Source organism: Allobosea sp. BE125, from assembly GCF_031456075.1.
Classification (GTDB): Bacteria; Pseudomonadota; Alphaproteobacteria; order Rhizobiales; family Beijerinckiaceae; genus Allobosea.
The window spans coordinates 217,604-227,698 of the sequence record NZ_JAVDTY010000013.1 but is presented as its reverse complement, the minus strand read 5'-3'; the positions used below and the strand labels follow the sequence as shown (position 1 = coordinate 227,698).

General features: G+C 65.2%; 8 protein-coding genes and 1 tRNA gene. 4 read left to right on the top strand and 5 right to left on the bottom strand.

Annotated features, from left to right (window positions below; all coding sequences use genetic code 11):
• Nucleotides 1-16: 16 nt before the first annotated feature.
• The 4 genes from J2Y55_RS25475 to minE all read left to right on the top strand — a co-directional run bounded on the left by J2Y55_RS25475 (nt 17) and on the right by minE (nt 2,696).
• A tRNA-Met gene (locus J2Y55_RS25475) sits at nt 17-93 on the top strand.
• A 697-nt stretch (nt 94-790) separates the two neighbouring features.
• On the top strand, nt 791-1,525 hold the full coding sequence (minC, locus tag J2Y55_RS25470) for a septum site-determining protein MinC (protein WP_310159074.1): 735 nt from the start codon (nt 791-793) through the stop codon (nt 1,523-1,525).
• Between the two features lie 95 nt (nt 1,526-1,620).
• Nucleotides 1,621-2,436: a septum site-determining protein MinD gene (minD, locus tag J2Y55_RS25465; protein WP_310159049.1), complete on the top strand. Its 816-nt coding sequence runs from the start codon at nt 1,621-1,623 to the stop codon at nt 2,434-2,436.
• The gene (minE, locus tag J2Y55_RS25460) at nt 2,433-2,696 is read left to right on the top strand and encodes a cell division topological specificity factor MinE (RefSeq protein ID WP_069689375.1); all 264 of its coding nucleotides are present in this window, start codon (nt 2,433-2,435) and stop codon (nt 2,694-2,696) included. Before minD ends, minE begins: the two co-directional genes overlap by 4 nt.
• Before the next feature lie 157 nt (nt 2,697-2,853).
• Here the strand turns inward: minE and J2Y55_RS25455 are convergent, their stop codons facing one another.
• The 5 genes from J2Y55_RS25455 to J2Y55_RS25435 form a co-directional block, all read right to left on the bottom strand.
• Nucleotides 2,854-3,708: an ABC transporter permease gene (locus tag J2Y55_RS25455; protein ID WP_310159047.1), complete on the bottom strand. Its 855-nt coding sequence runs from the start codon at nt 3,706-3,708 to the stop codon at nt 2,854-2,856.
• Nucleotides 3,705-4,628 (bottom strand): ABC transporter permease subunit, encoded by a 924-nt coding sequence (locus J2Y55_RS25450; RefSeq protein WP_310159046.1) that lies wholly within the window; start codon nt 4,626-4,628, stop codon nt 3,705-3,707. The genes J2Y55_RS25455 and J2Y55_RS25450 overlap by 4 nt, the downstream gene beginning before the upstream one ends.
• A gap of 63 nt (nt 4,629-4,691) precedes the next feature.
• The gene (locus J2Y55_RS25445) at nt 4,692-6,518 is read right to left on the bottom strand and encodes an ABC transporter ATP-binding protein (protein WP_404979038.1); all 1,827 of its coding nucleotides are present in this window, start codon (nt 6,516-6,518) and stop codon (nt 4,692-4,694) included.
• A 12-nt stretch (nt 6,519-6,530) separates the two neighbouring features.
• Nucleotides 6,531-8,075 carry a glutathione ABC transporter substrate-binding protein gene (locus J2Y55_RS25440; protein ID WP_310159044.1) on the bottom strand — a complete coding sequence of 515 codons (1,545 nt, stop codon included), beginning with the start codon at nt 8,073-8,075 and terminating at the stop codon, nt 6,531-6,533.
• 514 nt (nt 8,076-8,589) lie between these two features.
• Entirely contained in the window at nt 8,590-10,089 is a 1,500-nt protein-coding gene (locus J2Y55_RS25435) for a M81 family metallopeptidase (RefSeq protein ID WP_310159043.1), read from the bottom strand.
• Between the last annotated feature and the right edge of the window lie 6 nt (nt 10,090-10,095).

The window sequence follows — 10,095 nt, the reverse complement described above, 5'->3', positions numbered from 1 at the left end:
TCCAAACACGCCTTATCGCGGGGTGGAGCAGCCCGGTAGCTCGTCAGGCTCATAACCTGAAGGTCGTTGGTTCAAATCCAGCCCCCGCAACCAAAGACAAGCAAAACCCCGTCTGCTCAGCAGGCGGGGTTTTGTCGTTCCGGACGCTAGCCGCAGAATCCGCGCCGGATCCCGTAAGGTCCCAGCGCCGCCTCGCCTATCGGGATCGTCGAGAAGGCCTTCCAGCTCCATGACGCGGCGACGACAGGCGTCGCCAGGGTTGGGGTAGATCAGAACAGGCCCGCCATGCGTCTTGCGCCGGTTGCAGAACGCCACGGCCCGGATTCCGGTCCTCCGGCACATCTGCGCAACCAGCGCCTGTTCTCGGCCTGCTTCTGACCGATCTGGGGCGCGATGACCTTCGACAACTTCATCGAACTCTCCACGCCCCGATAACCGGAAAACAAGTGGAAAACTCCGGCTTCGATCGTCCGGGTTTGCGGGGAGAACGTCGAGGCGGATGCGGTCGCATTCGCCTTCGCACGGCCGATGCCGTTGGGCAGCGATGCCTCGCATCGCCGCCCGGGCAAACGCTGCCGCGAACGGTTTCGGGCCCTGCGAGGAGCGTTTTCGGCGACCCGCGGATGCCTTCAATGCCCGCGGTTTTTGACGCCGGATTGGTTGAAAATTTTCGCCGCTTGCCGTGCCTCATCCGATGTCAAGGGCGGCGCGCTGGCGTCCGCGCGCCCCGCCGATTTACCATCTGTTAACCATTCGCCCGATACACCGGGGCTACCGAAAGTTTACCAAGATGACCGCCGTGTTAACGAAACCCAGGCCGATCCGCCTCAAGGGGCGCTCCTACCTTGCGCTCACACTGACCCCCGAGCTGCCCATCGAGGACTGGCTGGTGCGGCTCGATGAGCTGGCTGCGCTGTCCGCCGGATTCTTCCTGAGGCGGCCGGTGGTGCTCGATGTCGAGGGCCTTGAGCTCGACCGCTCGCAGCTCCGCGAGCTCGTCGGCGAGCTGTGCACGCGCAATGTGCGAATCATGGGCATTGAAGGCGCCCGCACCTCATTGCTCGGCGCGGATCTGCCGCCCGCGATCTCCGGCGGGCGCTCGACATCGGACATCGAAGCGCCGGTGGCCGAGCCGATCAAGGAGGCAGTCGTGTCCGAGAGCATCATTCGCTCCGACCCGCTGCCGATCAAGACCACGCCTTCGATCATCGTGACGCAGCCCGTGCGCTCCGGCCAGTCGCTGTTCTTTCCCGAGGGCGACGTGACCGTCATCGGGTCGGTCGCATCCGGCGCCGAAGTCGTCGCGGGCGGTTCCATCCACATCTACGGCACGCTTCGGGGACGAGCGCTGGCCGGCACGATGGGCAACGCGTCCGCGCGCATCTTCTGCAGCAAGCTCGAAGCGGAACTCCTCGCCATCGACGGCTTCTACAAGACGGCCGAGGACATGGAACCCGAAACGCGCGGCAAGGCCGTCCAGATCTGGCTCGAGGGCGAAACGTTCAAGGTCGGATCGCTCGCCTAGAGCATTGCGCGAAAGTGGGTACCGGCTTTTCGCATGAGCAATGCTCTCAATTTTTAGAATCGCTCACGGCGCATCACTACAAACAGGAGAGGTCTATGGGCAAAGTCATCGTGGTCACATCCGGCAAAGGCGGCGTCGGCAAAACGACGTCTTCCGCGGCGCTGGGAGCTGCTCTTGCAAAAAGCGGCGACAAGGTCGTGGTCGTGGATTTCGATGTCGGCTTGCGCAATCTCGATCTCGTCATGGGCGCGGAAAGACGGGTGGTCTACGACCTCGTCAACGTGATCCAGGGCGAGGCCAAGCTGACGCAGGCGCTCATCCGCGACAAGCGGGTCGAGACGCTCTACCTGCTGCCGGCTTCGCAGACGCGCGACAAGGACAACCTCACGCCGGAGGGGGTCGAGAAGGTCGTCAGTGCCCTGAAGAGCGTCTTCGACTGGGTCATCTGCGACAGCCCGGCCGGTATCGAGCGCGGTGCGACGCTGGCCATGCGCCATGCCGACGTGGCCATCGTCGTGACCAATCCGGAGGTCTCCTCGGTTCGCGATTCCGACCGCATCATCGGCCTGCTCGATTCCAAGACGCTCAGGGCCGAGAATGGCGAGCATATGGAGAAGCATCTGCTGCTCACTCGCTACGACTCGGCCCGCGCCGAACGCGGCGACATGCTGAAGGTGGATGACGTCCTCGAAATCCTGTCGATCCCGCTGCTCGGCATCATCCCGGAAAGCATGGATGTACTGCGCGCGTCCAATCTCGGCTCTCCCGTGACCCTGGCCGATGATCGCAGCGCACCGTCGATCGCCTATTTCGAGGCGGCCCGCCGGCTCAAGGGCGAAAACCTGCCGATCATGATTCCGGGCGAAAAGCGCGGCTTCTTCGGCAAGATCTTCGGAAGGAAAGCGGCATGAATTTGCGTCGCCTGTTCTCCCGCACCCAGTCGGCCCCGGCCGCCCGCGAGCGCTTGAAGGTTCTCCTCGCCCATGAGCGCGCGGCGGTCGGTGATTCCGACCTGGTCTCCAAGCTGCGGGACGAAATCCTGCGCGCCATCTCGATGCACATGCAGATCGATCACGACAAGGTCACCGTGAAGATGGAGCGCGGCGCGCAATATTCGACGCTCGCCGTCGATGTCGAGATCCCGTTCGATGCGGCCAAGAAGGCGGCCTGACCGCCGCTTTCCGCAAAACAGCTGCATGAAAACCGGTAGAGGGACCTCCTCGCCTCGCAGTTTCGGGGACAGCCTCCGACAGCTGCGAGGTGGTTTAGCTCTGGGCGGAGCCTAAACGGTAAAGGCCACCCTCAACCGTCGATCTGACGATCGCGCTTCATTGCAGCTTCTGGTTCAGGGCATCGCGCAGGCCGTCGCCGAGGATGTTGAAGCAGAGCACGACGACGAAAATGGCGAGACCCGGAAACAGGGTCAGGTGATCGGCGACGCCGAGATAGCTGCGCCCATCCGCCAACATGGCGCCCCATTCCGAGCTTGGCGGTTGCGCCCCTAGCCCGATGAAGGACAGCGCCGCACCGACAAGGATCGCCGAGCCGATGCGCAGGCTCATATAGACGATCACCGCCGGCAGGGCTCCGGGCAGGATATGGTGAAGGATCAGCCTGAACCTGGACACGCCGATGCTGCGGGCCGCCTGAACATATTGGGTCTGCTTCAGCACCAAGGTGCTGCCGCGGACGAGCCGGGCAAAAACCGGCACGCTGAACACCGCCACCGCCCAGATGACATTTCCCACTCCCGGCCCCAGCAGCGCCACCACGGCGATGGCCAGGAGGAGGCCGGGAAAGGCGAACAGCACATCGCATAGCCGCATCAGCAGCGTGTCGACCCAGCCGCCGCTCCAACCGCTGACAAGCCCCATGATCGTGCCGATGAAGCCGCCGACAAAGGCCGAGATCAGGCCCACGGCGAGGGAGACGCGGCCGCCCCAGATGATCCGGCTCAGGATGTCGCGGCCATAGGAATCGGTGCCGGCAAGATGGGCCCATGTCGGCGCTTGCAGGAGCGCATCGTAGTCAGCGGCTGCCGGATCGTAAGGCGCGATATACGGCGCGAACGCCGCTGCAAAGACGATGAGAGCGATGATGGCGGCGGCCAGAAGCGCTGTGTGCCTGCGGCGAAAACGCCGCCAGAATTCCCGAGCGGGCGAGCGGATGGCGGGCGCTGTCATGATCGCAACCGGATTGCCGGGTTCAGCACGCCGTAGAGGACATCGACCACGAGGTTTATCAGCACGAACTCGGCGGACAGGAGCAGGATCAGCGCCTGGATCACGGGGTAGTCGCGGAAGGAGATGCTGTCGACGAGCAGGCGGCCCAGGCCCGGCCAGGCGAACACCGTCTCGACCACGATCGCGCCGCCCAGCAGCGTTCCGAACTCCAGCCCCGTCAGGGTGACGACCGGGATCAAGGCGTTGCGCGCCGCGTGGCGCCAGATCACGCGGCGTTCGGTCAGGCCCTTGCTGCGCGCCGTGCGGACGAAATCCTCGCCGGCGACATCGACGAAGGCCGAGCGCGTGAAGCGGGCAAGCACCGCAGCCACCCCGACGCCGAGCGTGAAGGAGGGCATGAGCAGCGAACGCCATCCGTCATAGCCGCCGGTCGGCAGCCAGCCGAGATGCACCGAAAACAGATCGATCAGCAGCAGCCCGAGCCAAAAGCCGGGAAAGGACAGGCCGCCGATCGCCACCAGCATGGCCGCCTGATCCTGCCATCGCCCGCGCTTGACCCCGGCCCAAACGCCGAGCAGGCCCCCCGTCAGGGTTGCCCACCCCATCGCCGCCAGAGTGAGCCACAGGGTCGGCAGGAAGCGCGCCCCGATAACCGCGATCACCGGTTCATGCGTGCGGCTGGAGATGCCGAAATCGCCATGAAGGGTCGCGCCAGCGTAACGCAGGTACTGCTCCCAGATCGGCCGGTCGAGCCCGAGCGCTTCGCGCGCGGATGCCACCTCCTGTTCCGTCGCATCCGCACCCGCCACCAGCCGCGCCGGATCGCCCGGCAGCAGCCGGACGAAGCCGAAGACGAACAGCGACACGGCAAACAGCACCGGCACTGCGCCGATAAGCCGCTTCAGGAAGAAGACGGGCATCGGCTCTCCTTCCTTGCCTGGACCTTCAGCTGGGCGTTCAGCACAGCGCGCATCGCATTGTCCTCAATAGAGACCTCCCACGCGGTGCCGAGCGACATAATGGTCGGGCCCGACCTGAACCAGCGGGGCGACCTCCGGCACGTCGTCCAATGCCCGCAGCGGGCTTGGCACTTCGCTGTCGTCGATCGCGACCTCCTCGCGGCGTCGCGCAGGATCTGGAACCGGGACAGCGCTGAGCAGCCGGCGCGTATAAGCGTGCTGCGGTGAGGAGAGCACGGCCTGACGCGGCCCGATTTCGACGATCTGCCCAAGATACATCACCGCGACGCGGTGGCTTATCCGCTCGACCACCGCCATGTCGTGGGAGATGAACAGGCAGGCGAGGCCGAGCTTTCGCTGCAAATCCATCAGCAGGTTGACGATCTGTGCGCGGATCGACACGTCGAGCGCCGCGACCGCCTCGTCGGCGATGATCAATCGCGGCTCCGAGGCCAGCGCACGCGCGATTCCGACACGCTGGCACTGGCCGCCCGAGAGCTCGTGAGGATAGCGCGAGACGAATGCGCGCGGGAGACCGACGCGTTCGAGCAGCTCTTCGACGCGGCGGATGACGGCCGTGCCCTCGAGGAGGCCATGGGTGCGTATCGGCTCCGCCACGGAGAAGCCGACCGTGAGCCGCGGGTCCAGCGCGCTGAACGGATCCTGGAAGACATATTGGATGCCGCGCCGCAAAGCGCTGTCTGCGGCGCTGTTCGCAGCCACGGTGAGAACATCCTGGCCCTGGAACAGGATGCGCCCCGAGGACGGCTCTTCGAGACGCACGATGCTGCGTCCGAGCGTGCTCTTGCCGCAGCCGCTCTCGCCGACCAGCGCGAGCGTCTCGCCGGGGCGGATATCGAGGCTCACCTGCTCGACGGCGTGGATCCGGGCCCGGACGCGGCCAAGCATGCCCCTGATGTCGAACCGCGTGACGAGATCGCGCAGCTCCAGCACCGGCGCTGCCGCTGCCACGGTATCCTGCGGCCCGGTCGGCGCGGGCGGTTCCGGGAACGGCACCGGCAGGGTCTCGTCGTTGAGGCTGCCGAGCACCGGCACGGCGGCGAGCAGGCTGCGCGTATAGGGGTGGGATGGCGTGGCGAAGAGCGCACCGACCTCGCCTTCTTCGAGACGTTCGCCGGCACGCATCACCACGACGCGGTCGGCGAGTTCGGCGACGACGCCCATGTCATGGGTGATGAACAGCAGGCCGGTGCCGAGATCGCGCTGGAGTTCGCGCAGCAGGCGCAGCACCTGCGCCTGGACAGTCACGTCGAGAGCCGTCGTCGGCTCGTCGGCGATGAGAAGCCGCGGCTGGCTCGCCAGCGCGATGGCGATCATCGCGCGCTGGCGCATGCCGCCCGAGATCTCGAACGGATAGGAGCGCAAGTGCCGGTTTGCATCGGGGATGCGGACTCGCTCGAGCAGGCGCTGCGCCTCGGCGAGAGCTGCCGTCCAGTCGAGCTGGCGGTGCTGCACGATGGCCTCGGCGATCTGGTCGCCGATCCGCATGACCGGGTTGAGCGAACTCATCGGCTGCTGGAACACCATGGCGATCTCGGGGCCACGCAATCCCCGCATCGTCTCCGCATCTTCCTGCACGAGATCGCGGACCTTGCCGCCATTGTCGCGATAGAGGATGCGGCCGGTATCGATCCGGCCGGGCCCATAGTCGAGAAGCCGGGTGATCGCCAGCGAGGCGACGGATTTGCCGGAGCCTGATTCACCCACCAGCGCCACGGTCTCGCCCGGCCTGACCGTCAGCCCAAGGCCGCGAACCACGGTTGTCCGGCCTCTGTCGGCGGGAAAGCTGACAGAGAGATCCTGGACGTCGAGCAGTTCCGGCTCGCCCATGGGAAGCAGCACCTATTTCAGGTCTGCTTCCTCATAGGTCAGGGCCGTATCGGGCTGCTGGGTGAGACCCGTCAGGCGCTTGTCGCGGCCGGCCACCAGCGTGTTGACCGAGAGGAAGATCCAGGGCGCCTCTTGCCAGACTGCTTTCTGGACGGCGTCATAAGCGGTCTTGCGCTCCGCGGGATCGGCCGTGGACAGCCCCTTCAGAAGCGCCGCATCGACTGCGTCGTTCTTGAAATAGGCCAGGTTGTAGAGCGCCGGCGGATAGCTGCGGCTCGACAGCAGCGGCCGCAGCGCCCAGTCGGCGTCACCGGTCGAAGGGGCCCAGCTGCCGAAGAACATGCGCACTTCGGCGTCCTCCGGGGTCTTGGCGCCCCAGAGCCGCGTGGTCGCGACGCCGGCCTCGAGCGGGTTGACCGCAACCTTCACGCCGACGAGGGCGAGTTGCTGCTGCAGGAACTGCGACGCCCGGTTGTTCAGCGTGTTGCTGAAGTTCCAGATTTCGGTCTCGAAGCCGTTCGGATAGCCCGCTTCCGCCAGCAGCTGCTTGGCCTTGGCGGGATCATAGGGCCAGACGCCCTGCTTGCTGTAGAAGGCGATGCCCGGCGCCACCGGCGCATCCATGGGAATGCCGAAGCCGTTGTAGACGACCTTGATGAAAGCGGTCTTGTCGATCGCGTAGTTCAGGGCCTGCCTGACGCGCGGATCGTCGAACGGCTTCTTGCGGGTGTTGAGGGCGACATACTGGATCACGATCGACGGCGTCTTGTCGATGGCGAGGCGCTCGTCGCGTTCGATGAGCTGCACCGTCTCGGGCGGCAGCGGAAACACGAACTGCGCTTCGCCCGAACGCAGCAGGGCCAGCCTTGCGCCGCTTTCGGGCACGCTCCGGATCGTGACGCCGTCGAGCCGCGGCAGGCCCTGGCGCCAGTATTGCGGGTTGCGCGCGGCCTTGAGGGTGTCGGGCGTCCAGCTGGTGAAGACAAAGGGACCGGTGCCGACCGGGTGGCGCGAAATCTCTGCGCCATATTGGGCGATGGCCTTGGGACTCAGGATGGAGGCCCCGGTATGGGCGAGATAGTTGAGCAGCACGCCTGACGGCGCCTTGAGGACGAGACGGATGGTGAATTCGTCGACCACCTCGACCTTGTCGACGGCCTCCAGCAGGCTCTGGCGCTTGAGATGGTTGGCCGGGTCGCGCAGCCGGTCGTAGTTCAGCTTGACTGCGGCGGCATCGAAGGACGTACCGTCATGGAATTTGACGCCGCGCCGCAGGTGGACGGTGTACTGGGTCGAGTCGCCGTTGACCTCGGTGCTCTCGGCCAGCACCGGAACAAGCTTCAGCTCGCGGTCGAAGCCATAGAGCCCCTGGAAGAAAAGCCGGCTGGCCGAGAGCGAGACCGAGTCATTGAGATCGGTCGGGTCGAGACCGAGGATATTGTCGCCGACGCCGACCGTGATCTGCCCGGCCGCAAGCGACGGGCTGGCAAGCCCCAGCGCGGCGACCACGGCCAGGGACCGAAAGGCAGTGCTGATACGAGCGAACGATATCGGCATGAAAGCGACTCCAGATCGTTCTTAAAAAAGAACAGCTGTGAGGTTTTACGATTTCGATGCACGCGAAGTCCATGGCGTCAGGCGCAATGGCGCTTCCAATTTTCAACATGCCGCAGAAAAATGTTCTTTATGCCGGCCGAGGTTCGGGGACCAGGCAGCTGGACACTCATGATGTCAGCCGGGAGACGGGGAGAGGCGTCGCGGCTGTGGCGAAAAGCGCGGGGAACCCTTCTCCTGTAAGGAGAAGGGCAGGGATGAGGTGTCGGCCCCTTGACCAGCGAAACGCTGAGCCGACCGCATGTGGCGGCGAGGGCTCGTCCCCTCCGGATAACGGCCTACACCTCACCCTGCCCTCTCCTTACAGGAGAGGGTTCTGCGGCGAGGTTCGGGTATGCAGCGACGAAGGGCGCGGGGAACCCTTCCCGCGTCGAGGCTGTGTCCGGATCAAGTCATCACGCTCTGGAGCTTTGATGATGCATCGGCTTGCCCCGAAGGGCGGTTCCCACTTTTCGGACTAGTTCCAATCCGCCGGCGGAAAGCTTGGGTCGCCGTAGGGATAATAGTCCATCAGCCTGAGATTTTCGTAGGGCAGCGCCTGGAGATGCACCGTGCCCATGAACGGTTGCGGCGGTTCGACCAGGAGGATCGTCGGGGCAAAACCGCTATCGTCGAAGCCGCGGCGGAAATGCGCGCGCGACTTGATCGCGATCACATCGAATTCATCAGGCTTGAAGCCGAGCTGCCAGAGTTCCGACGGCTCCATGATCTGGACGAGATAGGGGCTCAGCACCAGCACATTCCCCTTGCCGAAGCTGACGCAGATCCATTCGTTGCCAGTGCCCCGTGCCGTCGTGGCGTGGCTGAGATAGCGTATGGTCCCGCAGATGCGGACGGACTCGCCGGCCGATTCATCGAACAGGCCGCCGATCTCCGCATCGAACGCATCGCCCGGCTTGGCCCCAGTTGCCAGCACCGAACGAATGATGTCGGGCGAGGCGATCGTGGCGATCAGGGTGCGTTCAAGCCTCTGCTCGATGATCTCCTGCAGCAGCCAGGTCGCGTAGCCCGAGCGGTCGCTGTAGTCGGCGAGCACGACCGGGGCTTTGCCTGATGTCACGGCCTCGCGGGCCAGTGCGACGCCCTGCTTCATCGCATGGATCTTGACGGTATTGAGCAGCGCCTCGCGCCGCCGCCAGGTCCATTCCGCCATGTCGCGGATGACGCGGTCGGCAAGGGCCGGGTCGTTGTTGGTCAGGACCTGGAGCCCCATGCCGGCATCGGGCACGTCCGACCAGGGAAAGCCAAAGAACACATTGACGAAGACATCGGGCTCCCGCGCCTCCCAGATCAGCGCCCGCTGGATGAGGTCGGACCAGGGCGAGGCGCCGGTCCACATCACGACGGTCGGAGCGATGATCGGAATCCGGACCGTGCGATGCAGCGGTTTGAAGCTGCCGCGGATCGCCCTGACCAGCATGCGCGCCGCGCGCTCGCCCTGCAGATGCATGTCGTAATGGGGGAAGTATTTGACGGTGAAGGCCATGTCGGCCTGCTCCAGAAACGCCTCGTCCTCATTGCCATGGGGATCGAAGGTCGCGGAGATGAAGACGTGCCGGCCGACCACCTCGCGAACCCGCCGCGCGATATCGGCTTCGGGGCGCGGCACGCCCCGCACTGCCAATGCGCCGTGAAGCGCCAGATAGACGCCGTCGAGCCCCTGCTGCGCCTTCAGTTCCGCGATCATGATGCGCAGGAAATGCTCGTAGGCGTCTTGGGTGATCCAGCCCGACCCCGTGCCGGTGCGCGGCCAGAGCGGGGAGGTGATGCCGATCAGCTCGACATCGCCATATTCGCGCGCGACCTGCACGAAGCCGCCCATATAGCCCTTCGGGTCGGTGGCGAGCAGCGCTTCGCCGCCGGCCGGCGAACCTGGATAGATGAAATCCTCCCGCGTCGTGTCGTTGGGGAGGAAGGTGACGGTCTCATGGGCGAATTGCAGGACTGCGATACGCATAGGGAG

What these genes read in the sequence shown, in the direction of transcription:
- J2Y55_RS25435 (WP_310159043.1), bottom strand. Translation starts at nt 10,089, where the DNA reads ATGCGTATCGCAGTCCTGCAATTCGCCCATGAGACCGTCACCTTCCTC.
- J2Y55_RS25440 (WP_310159044.1), bottom strand. Translation starts at nt 8,075, where the DNA reads ATGCCGATATCGTTCGCTCGTATCAGCACTGCCTTTCGGTCCCTGGCC.
- minC (WP_310159074.1), top strand. Translation starts at nt 791, where the DNA reads ATGACCGCCGTGTTAACGAAACCCAGGCCGATCCGCCTCAAGGGGCGC.
- J2Y55_RS25445 (WP_404979038.1), bottom strand. Translation starts at nt 6,518, where the DNA reads ATGGGCGAGCCGGAACTGCTCGACGTCCAGGATCTCTCTGTCAGCTTT.
- minE (WP_069689375.1), top strand. Translation starts at nt 2,433, where the DNA reads ATGAATTTGCGTCGCCTGTTCTCCCGCACCCAGTCGGCCCCGGCCGCC.
- J2Y55_RS25450 (WP_310159046.1), bottom strand. Translation starts at nt 4,628, where the DNA reads ATGCCCGTCTTCTTCCTGAAGCGGCTTATCGGCGCAGTGCCGGTGCTG.
- J2Y55_RS25455 (WP_310159047.1), bottom strand. Translation starts at nt 3,708, where the DNA reads ATGACAGCGCCCGCCATCCGCTCGCCCGCTCGGGAATTCTGGCGGCGT.
- minD (WP_310159049.1), top strand. Translation starts at nt 1,621, where the DNA reads ATGGGCAAAGTCATCGTGGTCACATCCGGCAAAGGCGGCGTCGGCAAA.